This is a genomic window from Ruegeria sp. AF5, assembly GCF_056541905.1.
Map to the genome: position 1 here is coordinate 131359 of NZ_JBQFYZ010000002.1, position 19688 is coordinate 151046.

Annotated in this window: 14 protein-coding genes; 10 read left to right on the forward strand and 4 right to left on the reverse strand. The window is 57.9% G+C overall.

Annotated elements, in window-relative coordinates:
* Positions 1–62 precede the first annotated feature (62 nt).
* The 3 genes from ACR0DS_RS04150 to ACR0DS_RS04160 are packed head-to-tail and all read left to right on the forward strand — an operon-like array spanning position 63 to position 3784.
* On the forward strand, positions 63–1445 hold the full coding sequence (locus tag ACR0DS_RS04150; protein ID WP_480538153.1) for a LysM peptidoglycan-binding domain-containing protein: 1383 nt from the start codon (positions 63–65) through the stop codon (positions 1443–1445).
* 58 nt (positions 1446–1503) lie between these two features.
* On the forward strand, positions 1504–3327 hold the full coding sequence (locus tag ACR0DS_RS04155; RefSeq protein WP_480558210.1) for an ABCB family ABC transporter ATP-binding protein/permease: 1824 nt from the start codon (positions 1504–1506) through the stop codon (positions 3325–3327).
* 58 nt (positions 3328–3385) lie between these two features.
* Positions 3386–3784 (forward strand): DUF2147 domain-containing protein, encoded by a 399-nt coding sequence (locus ACR0DS_RS04160; protein WP_480558208.1) that lies wholly within the window; start codon positions 3386–3388, stop codon positions 3782–3784.
* A 43-nt stretch (positions 3785–3827) separates the two neighbouring features.
* On the opposite strand, the gene ACR0DS_RS04165 is transcribed toward ACR0DS_RS04160, so the two are convergent.
* Positions 3828–7607: an efflux RND transporter permease subunit gene (locus ACR0DS_RS04165; RefSeq protein WP_480558206.1), complete on the reverse strand. Its 3780-nt coding sequence runs from the start codon at positions 7605–7607 to the stop codon at positions 3828–3830.
* Positions 7604–8830 carry an efflux RND transporter periplasmic adaptor subunit gene (locus tag ACR0DS_RS04170; RefSeq protein ID WP_480558204.1) on the reverse strand — a complete coding sequence of 409 codons (1227 nt, stop codon included), beginning with the start codon at positions 8828–8830 and terminating at the stop codon, positions 7604–7606. The genes ACR0DS_RS04165 and ACR0DS_RS04170 overlap by 4 nt, the downstream gene beginning before the upstream one ends.
* A 225-nt stretch (positions 8831–9055) precedes the next feature.
* Between ACR0DS_RS04170 and ACR0DS_RS04175 the strand changes: the two genes are divergently transcribed.
* The 5 genes from ACR0DS_RS04175 (at position 9056) to ACR0DS_RS04195 (ending at position 14415) form a co-directional block, all read left to right on the forward strand.
* Positions 9056–9727, forward strand: coding sequence for a hypothetical protein (locus ACR0DS_RS04175; RefSeq protein WP_480473425.1), 672 nt, complete (start codon positions 9056–9058; stop codon positions 9725–9727).
* Between the two features lie 44 nt (positions 9728–9771).
* Positions 9772–11094 carry a PQQ-like beta-propeller repeat protein gene (locus ACR0DS_RS04180; RefSeq protein ID WP_480473424.1) on the forward strand — a complete coding sequence of 441 codons (1323 nt, stop codon included), beginning with the start codon at positions 9772–9774 and terminating at the stop codon, positions 11092–11094.
* A 49-nt stretch (positions 11095–11143) separates the two neighbouring features.
* A complete protein-coding gene (gene der / locus ACR0DS_RS04185) occupies positions 11144–12607 on the forward strand; it encodes a ribosome biogenesis GTPase Der (RefSeq protein ID WP_480480322.1) in 1464 nt (487 codons plus the stop codon).
* 165 nt (positions 12608–12772) lie between these two features.
* Positions 12773–13756, forward strand: coding sequence for a fatty acid desaturase (locus tag ACR0DS_RS04190; protein WP_480558202.1), 984 nt, complete (start codon positions 12773–12775; stop codon positions 13754–13756).
* A gap of 92 nt (positions 13757–13848) precedes the next feature.
* Positions 13849–14415 (forward strand): helix-hairpin-helix domain-containing protein, encoded by a 567-nt coding sequence (locus tag ACR0DS_RS04195; RefSeq protein ID WP_480480326.1) that lies wholly within the window; start codon positions 13849–13851, stop codon positions 14413–14415.
* 58 nt (positions 14416–14473) lie between these two features.
* Here ACR0DS_RS04195 and serS read toward each other — a convergent pair whose 3' ends face one another.
* Positions 14474–15766 carry a serine--tRNA ligase gene (serS, locus tag ACR0DS_RS04200; RefSeq protein WP_480480328.1) on the reverse strand — a complete coding sequence of 431 codons (1293 nt, stop codon included), beginning with the start codon at positions 15764–15766 and terminating at the stop codon, positions 14474–14476.
* Positions 15767–15838: 72 nt separating this feature from the next.
* Complete coding sequence (locus tag ACR0DS_RS04205; protein ID WP_480485242.1) at positions 15839–17503, reverse strand: mechanosensitive ion channel family protein; 1665 nt, start codon at positions 17501–17503, stop codon at positions 15839–15841.
* 201 nt (positions 17504–17704) lie between these two features.
* Between ACR0DS_RS04205 and yajC the strand changes: the two genes are divergently transcribed.
* Together yajC and secD are read left to right on the forward strand one after the other, a co-directional pair.
* Positions 17705–17992: a preprotein translocase subunit YajC gene (gene yajC / locus ACR0DS_RS04210; RefSeq protein WP_209503494.1), complete on the forward strand. Its 288-nt coding sequence runs from the start codon at positions 17705–17707 to the stop codon at positions 17990–17992.
* Positions 17993–18025: 33 nt separating this feature from the next.
* Entirely contained in the window at positions 18026–19687 is a 1662-nt protein-coding gene (gene secD, locus ACR0DS_RS04215; RefSeq protein WP_480558200.1) for a protein translocase subunit SecD, read from the forward strand.
* The last annotated feature ends 1 nt before the right edge of the window (position 19688 follow it).

Here is a 19688-nt window from a genome sequence, read left to right on the forward strand (position 1 = left end):
CAACTGTCCGCTGGAAGGCTTTTGAAGACAAAGCTTTTGTACGGCGGGGTGAAAGGAAAACAATGGACGCCAAATCGGGAAACGGAAGCTCGGGCAATTTTGTCTGGGGTGTGATTGCGGGTCTGGTTGCCGTGCTGGGTGTTGGGGGTTTGTATCTGTCCGGCGCTTTCACCAAAGCGCCAGAGCCTGAGGCGGGTGCACCGCAGGAACCCGTGTCTGTTGCAGCTACGCAACCGCAGGAACAAGCGGCCGAAGCGCCTGCGGAAACTACCACAACAGAACCAGCTGAGCAGGCCGCCGTGACACCGGATGAGGTACCAACCGCTGATCCCGCCGAAGACACGGCTGCGGCAACAGATGTTGTTTCAGACACAGATACCACAACGGCCCAATCGGAAGAGAATGTACAGGCACCCACGGCCCCCCCGGTTTTGGATCAGATTTTTGTTGAAGCAGACGGAACGGCGCTTTTGTCAGGTGACGCCGAACCGGGCAGTCAGATTGAGGTTCTGTTGAACGGTGAAACCGTGCACACATTCACGGTGGACAGCAGCGGGCAGTTCGCCGAGTTCGTCTCGATCCCCTTCAGCGATGCCGCGCAGGGGCTAATCCTGCGCAGCAAAAGCGGCGGGCAAACAACCCGGTCTGACGACTATCTGATCGCCGCTCTGCCGAAGCCGGTCGAGGAAGAGCCGGTTGCGCAGCAAACTGATGCTGCCGATCAGGGCGAAACAACCGAAGCTGAAGAACAGATAGCCTCGGCGGTTGTCGATCCAGAGACCGAAACCCCAGCTGAAACCGAAACATCAGACCCTGTGGCGACCGCGCCAGAAGCCAGCGAAGCGCAGGTTGCCGACCAGTCGGCAGAGACATCTGAAACGGGTCAGCAGATCGCGGTACTGCGGTCGGGCGAAGAAGGCGTTGAACTCGTGCAACCGCCCGTGGTTCGGGATACCCCGCCGGAACAGGTCGCGCTGGATACAATCGGGTATTCCGAAACCGGTGACGTCCAGTTGACCGGGCGAGTACAGGACGGGGCGGCCATCAGGGTGTATCTGGACAATCGTCTGGTTGCCGACCTTGCTCCGGAACAGGATGGATCCTGGCGGAGTGATCTGGACGGTATCGACCCCGGTGTTTACACGTTGCGTGTTGACGCGGTGAACACGGACGGGAAGGTCCTCAGCCGGGTCGAAACCCCGTTCAAACGCGAACCTGTGGAAGTTTTGGAAGCAGCATCAGGTGGCGGTGACGGAACAGCCGCGCAGGACAATGCCCCGGCAATTCGGTCGGTCACTGTGCAGCGGGGCGACACGCTGTGGGCGATCTCGCGTGACCGCTTTGGCGATGGCATCCTGTATGTGCGCCTGTTCGAAGCCAACCGCGACTTGATCCGCGACCCGGATCTGATCTATCCGGGGCAAATCTTTACGATACCGGAATAATCAACGCGCTGGCCCTTTGCGGGCCAGAGCCTTTCTCTGACCGCAGACAAGGTACGTGATGAGACGAACATCTCCGATGGCCTCGAGTGACGGGGTGCAGAGCGGCGAGCGCAGTTCAGGCTGGCGCACAATCCGCAAGGTCGCGCCCTACCTCTGGCCGCAGGACGAGGTTTGGGTAAAGCGCCGCGTGGTTATCGCAATGGCGATGCTGGTAATGGCCAAACTGATCGCCGTCTATACCCCGATCCTTTACAAAGGCGCCGTTGACTCGTTGGCAGGTGAAGGCGTGCCGCCGCTGGCGCTGGGCGCAGTGGGCGTGACGGTTGCCTACGGCGTGGCGCGCATGATGACAGTTGGGTTCCAGCAATTGAGGGACGCCGCCTTTGCCCCTGTTGGACAGCGGGCCTTGCGGGCGCTGGCGCTGGAGACGTTCAGACATATCCATAACCTTTCCATGCGCTATCACGTCTCGCGCCGCACCGGCGGGTTGAGCCGTATCATCGAGAGGGGCGTCAAAGGCGTTGAATTCCTGCTGCGCTTCCTGCTGTTCTCGATCGGGCCGCTGATCCTTGAGCTGTTGTTGGTAGCGATCATCCTGATGTGGTTGTTCGACGTCTGGTATCTGGTGGTCGTCGCCGTCACCATCGGCCTTTACATCTGGTTCACCTTCGCGGTGACCGAATGGCGGGTAAAGCTGCGGCGTGAGATGAACGATCAGGACACCGAAGCCAATCAGCGCGCCATTGACAGTTTGCTGAACTTCGAAACCGTCAAGTATTTCAACGCGGAAGCCCGCGAAGCTGCACGTTACGACGTGTCGATGAAAGCCTATGCCGGGGCGGCGCTGAAAACCGCCTATTCGCTGGCGTTTTTGAACTTCGGCCAATCCTTCCTGATCACCTGCGGCCTGATCGGAGTCATGGTTCTGGCCGCAATTGGCGTTCAGAATGGAAACCTGACCGTGGGCGATTTTGTCATGGTCAACGCCTACATGATCCAGATCACCGTACCGCTGAACTTTCTGGGGACGGTCTATCGCGAGATCCGGCAATCGCTGGTTGATATGGGGCAGATGTTTGATCTGCTCGAACAACCCGCCGAAGTCACCGATCAGCCCGATGCACCCGACCTTGCGGTCAATGGTGGTGAGGTCACACTTGAAGATGTGCATTTTGGGTATGACCCTGAAAGGGAAATCCTCAAGGGTGTTTCCTTGATGGTTCCGGCCGGACAGACGGTCGCAATCGTCGGGGCGACTGGGTCTGGCAAGTCGACCATCGGGCGGCTGTTGTTCCGGTTTTACGACGTGACCAAAGGCGCGCTGAAGATCGACGGGCAGGACGTTCGGGACGTGACCCAGACCAGCCTGCATGCAGCGATCGGCGTTGTGCCACAGGATACGGTGCTGTTTAACGACACCATTCGCTACAACATTGCGTATGGGCGCGACGATGCCACCCCTGAGGATGTCGAGGCCGCAGCCCGCGCCGCCCAGATTCATGACTTTATCACTTCGCTGCCCGACGGGTACGACACCATGGTGGGTGAGCGCGGTCTGAAACTGTCCGGCGGCGAAAAACAACGGGTTGGCATAGCGCGGACATTGCTGAAGAACCCTCCGATCCTGTTGCTGGACGAGGCGACCTCGGCCCTGGATACCGACACGGAACAGGACATCAAGGATGCGCTGGCGCGCGCAGGGGAAGGGCGCACCGTGATCACGATTGCCCATCGCCTCAGCACCATTGCCGAGGCTGATCGGATTGTTGTTCTTGAGGCCGGTGAGATCATCGAACAGGGCACACATGACGAGCTGTTGGCACGGTCTGGGCGATATGCTCAACTGTGGAACCGCCAGCAGTCGGACAGTGAGGCCGCCTGAGGGGCTCATCTTGCCCTGCGGAATGTGCTAGGATGCGCCGTGCATGAAGGGGAACGCCATGATCAATGGATTAGCAAGACGAATAGTACCTGTCGCTGTTGCGGTTCTTCTTCCGGCTATGGTCGCAGCTGACCCGATCGAGGGCGTTTGGAAGACCGAGCCTGATCGAAAGAACCTGATCTCGCATATCCAGATATCCGCCTGCGCGGACAAGTTCTGCGGCACGATACTTTCGGCTTTTGATTCATCGGGCAAAGAAGTTCAAACGCCGAATATCGGGAAAAAGCTGTTCTGGGACGTGGCCAGCGAAGGCGGTGGAAAATACGGCGGGGGTGAGTTCTGGGTTCCCCTGATCGACGTTGACGCTGTTCCACAGATGACGTTGCAGGGTGACAAGCTCATGGTCAAAGGCTGTGAACATTCGATTTGCGCGCACCAGACCTGGTCCCGACTGTGACGACAGAAAACGAAAAGGACCGGAAATCCCGGTCCTTTCATTCTTATTCTGCGGCTTTTAGCGGCGATCCAGGAATGTGATCTATAGGCTCGTCTCGCGGCCGGGTCTCGGATTGTGACGGCTCATCCCACACAATCTCGGTCGCCTGGAGCTTGCGGGCCGAGCGGCCAATAGCCATGTCCTGCGCGATCTGACTGGACCGCCCCGCAGTCACACGGGCAAGCCCGCGGCTGAGCCAGACAGCGTAAGTTGTCACCCAGACACGCAGTGCCAGAAGCGACGGCGTCACGATCAGTGTAAGAACAGTGGCGATGCCAAGACCAAAGACAACCGCTGTGGCCAGCTGTTTCCACCACAGGGCGGTGGGACTGTCGATGGAATAGCCGCCGTTGATAAAGTCCAGCGAAAGCCCAAACATCATCGGGGTAAGACCTGCCATCGTGGTCAACGTAGTCAGCAGAACCGGGCGGATGCGGGATTCCGCAGTGCGGACGATTGCATCGATCCTCGGCATATAGGCACTGTATTCCTGATAGGTATCGATCAGAACAATGTTGTTGTTCACCACAATTCCTGCCAGCGCAACGATACCGGTGCCCGTCATGATGATCGAGAAGGGTTGCTCCATTACGATCATGCCGATCAGAACCCCGGTGGTCGAAAGAACAACCGCCAACAGCACCAGCACCGAATTGTAGAACGAGTTGAACTGGGCCAGCAGGATCACGAACATCAGCCCCAATGCGCCCATGAAGGCGTTCACCAGAAATGCGCCGGATTCTTCCTGCTCTTCCTGATCACCGGTCCATTGCCAGCTGATCGAGTTGGCAAAGGGGCTGGTTTCCAACCATTCGGTCAGAACTGCGATCCGCTCATTCGGGTTGATCAGGGCGAACTGCGCGTCTCCTGCGTCAATCACGCTACGCAGTTGATCAATACTCTCTGCACCGGTCAGTTGAACCAGTTCGTAGGACTTTCCACCGTCGCCGTCCAGCACGGTGCCGGTAGGAGTATAACCGTCGGTCACTTCACGCATTACGGCCAGACGTTCTTCTTTCCCGTCCGGCCCTTTGGTCACAACCTTGCTCAGCCCCGGTTCGACATCCGCCTTGACGTCATAATAACGTTGCTGGTCGACACGGTTGATCTGGGCCAGTTTCGCCACGGGTTCCCGGGTCACGAAGTTCGACAGCGGAACCAACCCGTCCGGAGTGCGGACCTTGAGCGTGTCCAATGTCGACAGCACGCGATCCTGTTCCGGCAATCGGACACGGATCTCGATCTCTTCATCCGTGCTGTCGGGGCGCATCTCACCCAGCAGGATGCCGCGTGTTACCAACTGCACCATGGCACCGACGGTGGCCACATCAGCACCGAACCGGCCGGCCTTGGCCACGTCGACGTCGATCTGCCAGTCGATGCCCGGCAAGGGCAGGGTGTCTTCGGTTTTGATCAGCCCCGGCGTTTCGTCAAAGACCTGGCGCGCGGTGACGGTGGCCGATGTAAGCTCGTCCCAACCATCCCCCTTGATGCGCAGGTGAACGGGCTTGGCCGAGGCTGGGCCCTGTTCCAATGCCAGAATTTCAACAACGATACCGGGTATTGTCGCAAGTTTGTCGTTAAGATCGTCGATTACGTAATCGCCATCAAATTCAGGAGCTACAAAGTGGCGTTCAAACAATCCCCACAAAGCGGATTCTGAAACGTTCGGGCGATCTTCCCATGGGATAATTTCGAACTGGACGCGCCCCACCGTATCGGCCGGTGCCTGCGCGCCGCCGGTATTCTGGTTCAGACCGCCTTCGCCTGCAAAGGAAAAGACGTTGATTACTGCCGGATGAGATCCAATGATCTGTTCAGCCTGCAGCACCATCTCGTCTTTTTCGGCCAGTGACAGGTTGCCACGGGCACGGACGTAAGCAGTTGCCTGTTCCGGTTCGCTTTCAACGAAGAATTCGACACCTCGGGATTCCTGCGGGAACCAGACGAAGGTCACGAAATACACGGCAGAGAAAACTGCCGCCAGCGACACGATCGGCATGATCGGGTTGCCGACAAGGAACCCGATCACATGTCCGAAAGGTGTGTGTTCGTCCGCCGTGTGAACGTGGTTTTCTTCCGCCCGCTCGAACTTGGCTGCGCTCAGCGTTACAGACCCGGCAAAGGCCCCGAACAGGAACAGCAGGGCACCAGCGACCACTCCTCCGGGCAGCAGATAGTCAGGGTTCAGAACTTGCATCGCACCCAGGAAAATCATGTAGAGCGACGGGGGTACCATCACTGCCCGAACCCACCACCGGGTACGCGCCCGGAGCCAGTTCGAAGACCGGTCGAAAACACGGCTCAGACGCCCCGAAACGCCTCCCATGACCGGCAGGTAGATCAGCGCCACAATCAGCGAAGCCGACAGAACAAAGATCAGCGTGACCGGCAGCATCCCCATGAATTCGCCCGGTATACCGGGCCAGAACAGCATGGGCAGAAAGGCACATAGCGTCGTCGCGGTCGAGGATACGATGGGCCAGAACATACGTTGGGCCGCCTCGACATAGGCATGCATCGGGCCGACACCTTCCTTGATGCGTTTGTCTGCGTATTCCACCACCACGATGGCACCGTCGACCAGCATCCCCACGGCCAGGATGAGGCCGAACATAACGATGTTCGAGATACTGATGCCCATGACCGCAAGAAACGCGAAACACAGAAGGAACGAGGTCGGGATCGCAAAACCGACCAAAAGCGCGGCCCTCGTACCCAAAGATGCCAGAACCACGATCATCACCAGGGCGATTGCAGTCAGAACCGAGCCTTCAAGCTGGCTGACCATTGAACCGACAATGCGGCTCTGGTCGTTTGACGTCCCAAGCTCGACCGCCGCCTGAAGCTCGGGCGGCCATTTTGTCTTGGCCTCAGCAATGGTTTCCTTCACCTGCGTTACGGTGTCGATCAGGTTATATCCCTTGCGTTTGACAACCTGCAGCGCGACGGTCGCTTCGCCGTTGAAACGGGCGGTACCTTCGCGATCTTCAAAAGTGTAGTTGATCTGTGCAAGCTCACCCAGCGTTACAACCCGGTCGCCATTGACCTTGACCGGCAAGGCATAGACATCCTGCGCCGTTTTGAATGACGATGGGATCTTGACCGAGAATGTACCCTGTGCGGTTTCGACTTCGCCCGCTGCGATCAACTGGTTGTTGTTTCGCACGACATTGATCAACTCGGCCGCGGTCACGTTGTACGCCTCAAGCCGCAGGGGGTCGATGATGACCTCAAGCAACTCGTCACGATTGCCCGCGATACCCGCTTCGAGAACGGAATCCAGCGCCTCAAGCTCGTCCTGCAAATCCTTGGCGACACGGGCCATTGTGCGTTCCGGAACAGCTCCGGTCAGGTTGACGATGACGATCGGGAATTCGGAAAAGTTGATTTCCGTCAGCGAGTATTGTTCCGCACCTTCAGGGAAATCAGCCTGGGCCGTGTTCATGGCATCGCGCACGTCCGCCATGATCGAGGTCTTGTCCCAGCCGAATTCAAACTCCAGCGCGACCCCGGCATAGCCTTCGGCCGCAGTCGACGTCATTTCCTTGAGCCCGTCGAGATCCGCCAGCTCGGTCTCCATCGGCTTGACCAAAAGGTTTTCCGAGTCTTCTGCTGAAATTCCGGGAAACTGCACCGAAACGAAAAGGGCAGGGATTTCGATATCCGGTTCACCCTCTTTCGGAAGCGAGACATAGGCTAAGCCGCCTACGACCAGTGAAATGGCGATGAACGCCATAACCATTCGGGCCCTGCCTGCGGCCCATGCGACGATACCCGTCATTGCGAGGCTTCCCGATAAGTTGGTGCAACGGTAACACCGCGGATCACGAATTCCTGCCCGACCACGATGATATCAACCGTTTCCGGAAGACCGTCGATCCAGACACCTTCGGCGGTGTCGCGCAGGATGCGGACTGGCATGAAGTCAACAACGTTGCCTGCGCCAACTGTGCGCACACCCAATTGCCCTTCGTTGCTAAGAGTCAGCGCCGATTGCGGCAGCAGGTGGGCTTTCGCGCCCTCGGCGGCGATGCTGATTGTCGCCGTCTGACCGTCGCGAATGGTCAAGTCGGGGTTCGGAACGGTGATTTCCACCTCGAATGTACGTGTTGTCTCGTCCGCGGACCGGCTCAGGAACGTGACCCGACCGCCCAGTTGCCGACCGGTCACAAGTGTTGCCGATGCTTCGGACCCAACAAGCACCCGATTGACTTCGGTCTCGGGTACGAAGCCGACCAGCTTGATCGGGTCCAGTTGAATGACAGTCGCGCAAAGCGATCCGGGTTGCATTAGGCTGCCCAGTTCCGCGGTGTCGCTTTCCAGCAAACCTTTGAAGGGGGCTTTGATGGTCAGGCGGCCAATCTCTCGCTGTGCGGCCTCGACTGCTGCTGCGGCGGCTTCGATGCCCGCGCGCGTGGCCTCCAGCCCGGCTTCGGCGGATTTCACACCTGCTTTTGCAGAGCTCATCACAGCTTCGCTGGAAATCCGGCGGGTTTCCGACGCATATCCGGTTTCAGCCAGCTTGCGTGAGGCTGTCAGATTGATCTCGGCCTCGGCCACAAGCGCATGTGCCTCTATCAGGCGTGCTTCGGCTTCGGGAATGCGGCTTTGGGCTTCCAGCTTGCCCGCCATGGCCTCGGCCAGTTGTGCCGGGCGCGTGCCGGGGTCAAGTTCGCATAATATATCGCCCGCCTCAACAAACGCACCTTTGCGTTTGGGCTCAGAGACAACGGTGGACGTGGTTTCCGAAAGCACTTCGACCTGCCGGTTCGCCTTCGTCTGCCCGCGCAGCAGCACGGCGCTGTCAATTTCGCGCGCTTGCGAGCGCACGGCGACAACGCCCACTGCAGAGATATCGGAGTTTTCGGTTTCCGTGGCTTCGACTTGTGTTGCTTCCACGGCATCACCGCGTCCGGCAAAGGCGAACAAGGTGTCACGTTCAAACACCAGAAAATACAGTGCAACAATCACGAGAAGGGCGTTGATGAATGAAATCAAACGCATAAAGTGTTTCTCCTAAGAATCTGCGCCATTAATACTTGGGCTGTCACGCCATGAAATGGGGTCTGTTCGGCATCTTTTCCATACTGAACTGAATAGTTCGGTTTGCATTTTTTCGCAAGAGGGAAGCAAAGCGGTGAAAATGCGCATATTCGGACCCTTGGCTTGGCGTTGGTGCCGGGGTATGACATGGCGCACTAATACAAGATAGACAGCCCGGGGGCTTGGATGAGCGATATAGACAGTTTCATTGATGAGGTCACCGAAGAGGTGCGCCGTGACCGGATCTATCTGTTGCTGCGTCGCTGGGGCTGGGTGGGTGTCGTCGCCGTCGTGTTGATCGTCGGCGGTGCCGCTTTCAATGAATACCGCAAGGCGCGGGACACGGCGCAAGCTCAGCTATTGGGTGACACGATTCTTGCTGCATTGTCCGAAAATGACCCGGCGGCAAGGGCTGCTGGTCTTGCACAGGCAGAGGCGATGTCACCGGGCGGGAAAGCCGTGCTGGACATGTTGTTGTCTGCGTCACAGGTCGAATCCGGATCCCGAGAAGACGCGGTCACCAGCCTGAACGCGGTTGCCGTTCAGGGCGACCTGCCCGAGATTTACCGCGCGATTGCAAGCTTCAAGTCGCTGCTGTTGCAAGGCGATACGTTGCCTGCCGCCGACCGGCGGCAACAGTTCGAGGCGTTGGCGGCCCCCGGAGCGCCGCTGCGGCTGCTGGCGGAAGAGCAGTTGGCCCTGATTGACGTGGCCGAGGGGAATGTCGATGCTGCGCTGGATCGATTGCAGGCGCTGCGGCAGGATGCAGAGGTTGGGATCGATCTGCAACAGCGCGCGGCGCAAATGATCATTGCTTTGGGTGGGGAACCTGAACCATTGGTGGCGCAGCAAGGCTGACCAGGCGGGACAAAAGACTTAACGACAGGCGAGTTCGGAATATCATGGTAACAAGATTTTTTTCCCGTACGGGATTGCCTTTTGCGGCTCTGGCCTTGACAGCACTGGCGGCCTGTGAGCCGCCCGAAGCCATTCTGCCCGGTGAACGCGAGGATATTCGCCCTGTTTCAGATCTGGAAACGGTCGAAAAGCGCGGCTCGCAACCGATCAGCCTGCCGGCGCAACAGGTCAACGCCAACTGGTCACAAAGTCCGGGAACGTCCGCATACCGAACCACCCATGCCGCTTTGCGCGCAACACCACAACGGATCTGGTCTGTTTCGATCGGGCAGGGCGACTCGCGCAAGCAACGCATAACTGCCGAGCCGGTGGTTGCGGGCGGATTGATCTTTACACTGGATTCAGGAGCGACGGTTTCAGCCGTCACCCAGCAGGGGCAGTTGGCATGGGAAACCGATCTGATCCCGCCAAGTGATGGCGACTCGGATGCAACAGGGGGTGGTTTGGCTTATGCCGACGGCGTCCTTTATGTGTCGTCAGGGTTCGGTCGGTTGACCGCGCTGGACGCCAAATCGGGTGCCGTGCGCTGGCAAAAACGCCTGGAAGCGACCGGCAGCGGCGCTCCGCTGGTGAACGACGGGCTGTTATACGTTGTGGCCGGAGATGAAACCGGCTGGGCTGTAAACACCAAGGACGGACGCATAGCCTGGCAATTCGAAGGCACACCCAGCGTCGGGAACGTTCTGGGTGCGCCTGCGCCTGCAATCGCATCTGATCTGGCGGTATTTGCCTTTGGCTCGGGTGACGTGGCGGCCACTTTCCGCCGCGGTGGTATCCGCCGCTGGAACGCGTCTGTTGCAGGGGGGCGTCGCGGGCGCGCCGCGGCGCAAATCGTCGATGTGACTGGCGGTCCGATGGTTGTCGGCAACAGTATCTACATCGGCAATCACTCGGGCCGGACCGTCGCATTTGATGCCGCTTCCGGTGAGCGCCGGTGGACTGCAGACGAAGGTGCGGTCGATACGGTCTGGCCTGCGGGCAACAGCATCTTCCTGATCAGTGATCGCAGCCAGCTGGTGCGTCTGAACGCGGCGGACGGGTCTGTCATCTGGGCGCAGGATCTGCCGGGCTTCGTCAAGGACAAGCGTGGCCGCCGGGGACCGATCTTTGCGCATTACGGCCCAATTCTGGCCGGGGGTCGTATTGTGGTTGCGTCCAACGACGGGTTTCTGCGGTTCTTCAATCCAGTTGACGGAACACTGGTTCATCAGGCTGAGGTTCCCGGAGGCGCGACAGCATCCCCTGTTGTGGCCGGGCAGACGCTGTATGTTGTTTCGACCAAAGGTGATCTACACGCTTTCCGTTGACGGCAAGATGCGTTAAAGGGCGCAACTTGAGTCTTGAAAGTAGAGTATCATGTCGCTGACCCTCGCCATCGTGGGGCGCCCGAATGTGGGCAAATCCACATTGTTCAACCGCCTCGTGGGCAAACGTCTGGCCCTGGTCGACGATCAGCCTGGTGTGACGCGTGACTTGCGCGAGGGCGAAGGGCGTTTGGGCGATCTGCGCTTTACCGTAATCGACACGGCCGGGCTTGAAGACGCGACAGATGACAGTTTGCAGGGCCGGATGCGCCGCCTGACCGAGCGCGCCGTGGACATGGCCGATGTCTGCCTGTTCATGATCGACGCGCGGGTCGGGCTGACGCCCACGGATGAGATGTTTGCAGAAATCCTGCGCAAGCGGTCCAAGCACGTGATCCTTGCGGCCAACAAGGCTGAAGGCAGCGCAGCGGATGCCGGGGTGCTCGAGGCATACAATCTGGGTCTGGGTGAACCGGTGCGCATGTCGGGTGAACATGGCGAGGGGATGACCGACCTTTATGCTCAGCTGATGCCATTGGCGGATGCAGCCGAGGAAAAGCAGGTCGAAGAAGCCCCGGAAACAGATATTGAGCTGGATGAAGACGGTGAGGGCGAAATGCCCCTGATCACCGCTGCCAAGCCTTTGCAAGTGGCCGTGGTTGGCCGTCCGAATGCGGGCAAATCCACGCTGATCAACAAGATCATCGGCGAAGACCGCCTGTTGACGGGGCCCGAGGCCGGGATTACCCGTGACGCTATCAGCCTGCGGATCGATTGGGCCGACCCGGACGGAGAAAGCACTCCGATGCGGATCTTTGACACGGCGGGAATGCGCAAGAAAGCAAAGGTACAGGAAAAGCTTGAAAAGCTTTCGGTGTCAGACGGTCTGCGCGCGGTGAAGTTCGCCGAGGTTGTCGTCGTACTGCTGGACGCGGCCATTCCGTTTGAACAACAGGACCTGAGAATTGCCGACTTGGCCGAACGTGAAGGCCGGGCTGTTGTTGTTGCCGTAAACAAGTGGGACGTCGAGGAAAACAAGCAGGAAAAGCTGCGGGAGCTGAAAGAAGCCTTTGATCGCTTGCTGCCGCAGCTGCGCGGTGCCCCTCTGGTTACCGTCTCGGCGAAAACGGGCCGCGGGCTTGAGAGATTGCGCGCCGCCATCCTGCGCGCCCATGATGTCTGGAACCGCCGTGTGCCAACCGCGGCGTTGAACCGGTGGCTGACTGCCATGCTGGAACAACACCCGCCGCCGGCCCCGCAGGGCCGCCGCATCAAGCTGCGCTATATGACCCAGGCGAAAACGCGGCCGCCGGGTTTTGTTGTGATGTGTTCCCATCCCGATAAGATGCCCGAAAGCTATACCCGCTATCTGGTCAACGGGTTGCGTCAGGACTTTGACATGCCTGGCACCCCAATCCGTCTGACGCTGCGCGGGCAGGGTGACAAGAACCCATATAAGGGGCGGCGCAAGAAAAATGCGGGCGCATTGGCCAAGCATCTCAAGGGCCGCGCGTAACTGCGCCAATTTTCAGCATCTTACCTCACGGGGGCGTGACAGTTTCTGTTCACCACGCTAGCATTCATGCGTGTGCATTTGTTTGGGCACGCACTGCTTGCACGCGGACTAGCCGCACCTAGATTTGAACAGAAAACTGAACGGCCATCGTAAGGAGACGGCTGGATGGATTTGAGGGAATATACAAGACATTACGCGGTGCAGGACAACAGATTGGCCGCGGCAAGTTATTTTGGCACATTTGCGGTCTATTTCGCGTCGCTGACCCTTGCGATCACCTTTGTTGATCGATGGTACATCATGATACCCGCCGGGATCGTGTTCGCCTTTGCCGCAGTACGGCTTTATGTGTTGCAACATGATTGTGGGCATCACTCTCTGTTTGAAACACGGATTCAAAACGAATGGGCAGGGCATGGCCTGTCACCTTTCACTTTCGCCCCGTTCGAGGTGATGAAGCAAAACCACAATCTGCACCATGCGGGCATCGGAAATCTTGAACACCGCGAGACGGGTGAAATTCATACGATGACTCTGCGAGAGTGGAATACGGCTGATTGGAAAACACGTTTGTTTTACCGGCTGTATCGCAATCCGTTCATCCTGGTTCCGGTCGGCGCGTTGTTCACCTACTTCATCCGATACCGCTGGCCCAAGAATACGGCGCGTTTTGGCGCCAAAGGTGTGGTGTTGCACAACCTGTCGATCGTTGTTTTTCTTGGATTGTTGTATCTGATCGCGGGTATGACGGGCATTTGGGTCTGGCTGGTGTTTTCCTTTTTGGGTGGAATGCTGGGCGTCTTCCTCGTTTATCTTCAGCACAACTTCGAAGACACCTATTGGGATCGCCGCCCCGATTTGAACCCTCAGACAGCAGCGCTTGAGGGGTCATCCGCGCTGGATTTCGGATGGTGGTTCGATATGGCTGTGGCTTGCATCACGTTGCATGACATCCACCATTTCAACGCGCGTATCCCATCATATCGCCTGCGTGCCTGCCACTATAACCTGCCGCCGGAATATACCCCCCGCCGGATCAAATTTCCCGAGGCCGTGGCAGCATTGAACCTGAAGCTATGGGACGAAAATGCCAAGCGCCTCGTACCCTTTCCGAGAGACAACCGAACCGCTGGTCTTGCCCATAACTAAGCTGGCAGAACAGAGGCGACCACCACACAGCTTGCGGGCTCGTGTATCTTTTGTATATACGAGTCGGTAACGAGACAGAGAGAGGACCTATAATGACCGCAGTGACCGACATAAAAGGTGTAGGAGAGGCACTTGGCCAGGCCCTTGTTGCCAATGGCTTCAAGACGGCCGAGGCGATAGCCAAGGCCACTCCTGCTGATTTGGTCAAGGTCCCTCGGATCGGTGAGGCGCGCGCGCTGGTTTTGATTGCATCTGCCAAAGATGCCGTTGCTGCAAAACCGCCTGCTGCGAAACCGGCAACACGCCGAACTGCGGCCCGGACGCCCGCGACGCGCAGACCGACCGCACGCAAAGCCGCACCCCGCAAAACAATCGCCGCAGCCGCAGCCGAGAAACGGGTCGAGGAAGCCGCACGCAAGGCGGCAGAAGAAAAAGCAGCCGCCGAAAAAGCCGAGGCTGCTGAAAAGAAAAAGGCCAAAGCCAAGGCTAAGGCCGAAAAAGCCGCGAAGAAGCGCAAAGAGATGGAAGCCGCCTTTTCCAAGGCCAAAGACAAGGTGAAAGCCAAGTCCAAAAAGGACAAAAAGTCAAAAAAGGACGGAAAAAAGAAAGACGGCAAGATAGGCGGAAAGAAGAAGGACAAGAAAAAAGCGAAGAAGTAAAACCTCTTCGCCTTCAGTTGATGTCCTAACCGGTGCCTGACGGTGCCGGTTTTGTGTGTCAGGCCAAAGTACCGTCAAGTTGCAGGGTCAGCTTGCCGCCCAGATAGGGGCCAAGTACCTCGGGCAGCGAAACAGTGCCGTCTTCATTCTGCCCATTCTCCAGAACTGCGATCAGACAACGCCCGACAGCCAGACCGGAACCGTTCAGAGTATGAACAAATTCGGGTTTGCCACCACTTTCAGGCCGGAAACGGGCATTCATCCGACGCGCCTGAAACGCACCTGTGGTCGAGACCGAGCTGATCTCGCGATAGGTGTCCTGTCCGGGCAGCCACGCTTCGATGTCATAGGTGCGGCGCGCGCCAAAGCCCATATCACCGGTGCACAAAACAACAGTGCGATAGGGGATACCCAGCTGTTCCAGCAGATCCTCGGCGCAGCGCAACATGCGCTTTTGTTCGTCATCTGACGCGTCGGGATGGGTGATCGAGACCATCTCGACCTTTTCGAACTGGTGCTGGCGCAGCATTCCTGCAGTGTCCTTGCCCGCGCTTCCTGCCTCGGACCTGAAACAGACGGTATGGGCGGTCATACGGATGGGCAGGGCAGACTCTTCAAGAATGTCACCGGCCACTGAATAGGTCAGCGTGACCTCGGAGGTCGGGATCAGCCACCAGCCATTGGTCGTCTGATAGCTGTCGTCACCGAATTTAGGCAGTTTATCAGTGCCATACATCGCCTCATCCCGAACCAGAACCGGTGTCTGCATTTCTGTCAGCCCGTTCTTGTCGATATGTGTGTCCAACATGAACTGGGCCAGCGCACGGTGGAGCCGGGCAACCCCCTTGGACAGGTTCACAAACCGGCTGCCGCTGGTTTTAGCGGCGGTTTCGAAATCCATTGCGGCTGCGACGGCGGGAATGTCGTAGTGCTCTTTCGGTGCAAAGCTGAAATCGCGCGGGGTGCCCCAGCGGTTGGCTTCGACATTGTCGTTTTCGTCCGCGCCTTGCGGTACGTCATCGGCGGGCAGGTTGGCGATGCGGGCCAGTTGATCGGTTAGCAAGGCATCCAGATCCTTGGCCTCGGTCTGCATCCGGGCGACTTCGGCCTTTTTCTCGGCGACCAGCGCGCGCAGGCGTTCGAATTCAGCCTCGTCGCCGCGCCCTTTGGCTGCACCGACTTCCTTGCTGGCCTTGTTTTGTTCGGCCTGTGCGGTTTCGGCAGCCAGAATCTTGGCACGCCGGCTTTCGTCCAGCCTCAGCAGATCTGACGACACCGGCGCGTCCCCACGGCGCGCTAAGGCGGCGTCGAAAGCGGCAGGGTTTTCGCGAATGGCGCGGATGTCGTGCATGTCTCAGATCCTTGAATGCGTGAATCACTGAACCCGCTTATGCACCATCTGCGGGGCAGGGTGTAGCACCGGTTACGTCTTATCAGCGTCTTCGTGGGTTTCATGCGCCAGATGGCCCTCCCATGCCCCGGCCGGTATTTTAGGCTCAGGCGGGTCAGCCACATAAGAAGGCGTCATGATCTGCACATTGTTTTCGTTAAATACCGCAACAATGTTTCGATGCAGGTCCGAACGGATTTTGGGAATGATGCTGCCGCGGGTGGTATAGCCGTTGATCTGATAGTTGATCGCGTAATCGGCCAACGCCGTCCACAGCACAAAAGGTTCAGGATTGGCCTTGATACCTTTGGTGCGGTTGGCGGCCTCAATCAGCATCGCCTCAACCTTTTCAGGGGGTTCTTCGTAGCCGATGCCAACGGTCGTGTGCAGCAACAGCCCGTTACCATCAGTTTTCTTCGAAAAGTTCACGACATCTGAATTCATCAACTGTGCATTGGGGATTGAAATCAGTTCGTTCTTGATCGACTTAAGATGGGTCTCCATCAGTTTGATCTGAACGACATCGCCGATATGGTCTCCGATTTGGATACGGTCGCCGATTGAGGTAGACCTGCGGTAAATCACAAACAGCCCGGCCAGCATGTTGGACACGACTGAATTCGCGCCCAAAGACAGCATGGCGCCGACCAGAAGGGTTAACCCCTGGAACGCGGCCGAGTCTGAGCCCGGAATATAGGGAACCGCAAAAACCAGCGCGATCAGAATAACGACGACACGGGCAATGTTGAACGTCGGGTTGACCCAGTGTTTTTCGAAATCACCCATTTCGAACGAACCGGCTTCGACCGCATCAAAGAACACGCGCAGACCTTTGATGATATACAGCGTGACCCATGTGATCAGGCCCAGCATAATCAGATTGGGGATATAGCTGAGGATGCCCCGGAAGATAAGCAGCACCGGCTCGGTCAGATAGGTTAGCAGAAGCTGTGCGAAATATCTGGTTTCCGCAAAAGCCAAAAGAACAAAGGACAGGTAATAGTAGAAACCGAGAAAGAAGATGATCAGCAGCACGAAGTTCAGACCATAGCGGATAAGGGCCGCGATTGCTTCGGCCTGAACGCTTTTGGCTGTCGCCGTTTCGACATCCTTTAAGTAGCGTTTTACCAGCTTCAATGTGCGACGCCTGATCCGACGGTGCAGCCACAGGATTGTGACAACAAACAGGGCAAATCCCAACGTCCAGGCAGCCGCTTCGATAGCACCGGAAACGCGCGCCTGATCGGTTCGGTTGGCTCGATACGCCTCAATGGATTGTTTGATCGCATTGCCATGCAAAACGCTCAGAACACTTAGTTCCATCTGATCCAGTTCAGAGTCAGCTTTAGTAACGATCGAGATTCTTTGGCCATCGGCCAGAATCCAGATGCCAAATTCGGTCTCTTCATATGTGATCTCGACCAAAGGTGCTTCCGACGCTTCCGCAACCGCAATGATCTTGTTCTGTACGTCCTCGGCGCGCTCCGGAGCAGGCAGAGCGCTTGATCCTCGCACCTGAAACAGAACGTCCCCGTCCACGATGACCGGGGCCATGAACGTGTCCGATTCCGAAGTCTCGGACAGGGGCGATTCAGCGGGTGCTTCCTGCGACAAGGCCGCACCAGACAGCCACACGCTCACCGACAGGGCAGTCAGTAAATAAAGCAACGAAAGGAAAGGCTTGAGTGGCCGTGTCATGTGTCCCCCTTCAGATAAACTATACCCGGTTTCGGTTATGTTCCTAGGACATATCTGCAACGCTTTGCCCGTAGTTGCCGGGACATGCCTGTATTCAAGTGGGTTACATGACCGCCTTTGCTTGCAAACCGACATTTCAAAGCATAGGTTCCGCCCAAATTTGCGGAACTGTGCCGCAAGACTAGAACAAAGGAATGTCCCATGGATGGTGGCGCAATCGCCCAGTTTCTCCCGCTGATCCTGATCTTCGCGATCATGTATTTCCTGCTGATCCGTCCGCAGCAAAAGAAGATGAAGGAACATCAGGCCATGGTTGATGCCGTGCGTCGGGGTGATCAGGTGATCACGCAAGGCGGCGTGATCGGCAAGGTATCGAAGGTCAAGGAAGGCGATAACGAGATCGAGGTCGAAATCGCCGAGGGCGTCAAGATTCGCGTGGTCAAATCGACCATCGCCCAGGTTCTTAACAAGACCGAGCCGGCGAAGTAGCTTCGCGCGACAATTCCTTGAAAAGGCAGGGTAATGCTGCAATTTGATACCTGGAAGCGGGTTCTGATCTGGCTGGTCTGCGTGACCGGTCTGCTCATGGCCCTGCCAAACGCTTTTTACACGCGGGTCGAGCAATCCAACGACGCCAAGGCTGCGATCGAGCTGGGCAATGACGCGCCGCAGATACAGGCTGAAGCCGCGCAATGGCCGAACTGGCTGCCGTCATCCCTGGTCAATCTTGGCCTCGACCTGCGCGGCGGTGCGCATCTGCTGGCTGAAGTTCAGGTGCAGGACGTCTACGAATCCCGGATGGAGGCGATGTGGCCGGAAATCCGCGACGCGCTGCGCGATGAACGTGCCACGGTGGGAACCATCCGCCGTCAGGACTCGGCCGCGGATGAGATTCGCGTGCGCATCAGCCAGCCCGAAGGAATGCCACAGGCGTTGGAGGTTGTTCGCGGTCTGGCCCGGCAGGTGCAGACACTGACAGGTGTAGGTGCCACAGATATCGAAGCCCGTGCGGATGGCGACACGATTGTTGTTCAACTGTCCGAGGCAGAAAAACTGGCCTCGGATGATCGCACGGTGCGTCAGGCGCTGGAAATCATCCGCCGCCGGATCGACGAAGTCGGTACGCGAGAGCCCACAATCCAGCGCCAGGGGACGGATCGAATCCTGATTCAGGTGCCGGGTATCGGCAGTGCGGGCGAACTTAAGGAAATCATCGGAACAACGGCACAGTTGACGTTTAATCCGGTTGTCGGGCGCGGAACCGATCCGGATGCCGTCGCAGGCGTCGGTGAAAAAATCGTGCCGTCGATTGACGAAAACGAAGTTTATTACAACATCGAATCCGCTCCGGTCGTGACAGGAGAGGAACTGGTCGACGCCCAGCCGTCCTTCGATCAGAACGGCCGCCCTGCGGTCAACTTCCGGTTCAACACATCCGGTGCGCGCAAGTTCGGGGATTATACCCGTGACAACATCGGCGCACCCTTTGCCATCGTGCTGGATGACGAAGTGATCTCGGCACCCGTGATCCAAAGCCATATCCCGGGCGGGTCGGGCATCATCACCGGTAACTTCACCGTTGAGGAAAGCACCAATCTGGCCGTCCTGCTGCGTGCCGGTGCTTTGCCTGCAGGGCTAGAATTCCTGGAAGAACGCACCATCGGCCCCGAACTGGGGCAGGACAGTATCGACGCAGGTAAAGTTGCCACAATCGTGGCCTTTGTCGCGGTGCTGGTATTCATGGCGCTCAGCTATGGCCTGTTCGGTGTCTTCGCCAATATCGCGCTGATCATCAACGTGGGCCTGTTGTTCGGCTTGCTGTCCCTGATCGGCGCAACACTGACACTGCCGGGGATTGCGGGGATCGTTCTGACGGTCGGTATGGCAGTGGATGCCAACGTGCTGATCTTTGAGCGCATCCGCGAAGAACTGAAATCCGCCAGAGGTCCGGCCCGCGCCATCGATCTGGGCTATGAAAAGGCGTTGTCGGCCATTCTGGACGCCAACATAACCACTTTCATCACCGCCGTTATCCTGTTTGCCATGGGCAGCGGCCCTGTGCGCGGGTTCGCGATCACTCTGGGCCTGGGTATCCTGACATCCGTCTTCACCGCGATCTTCGTGACGCGCCTGATGGTTGTCATGTGGTTCGAACGCCGCCGACCGAAAACGATCGAGGTTTGAC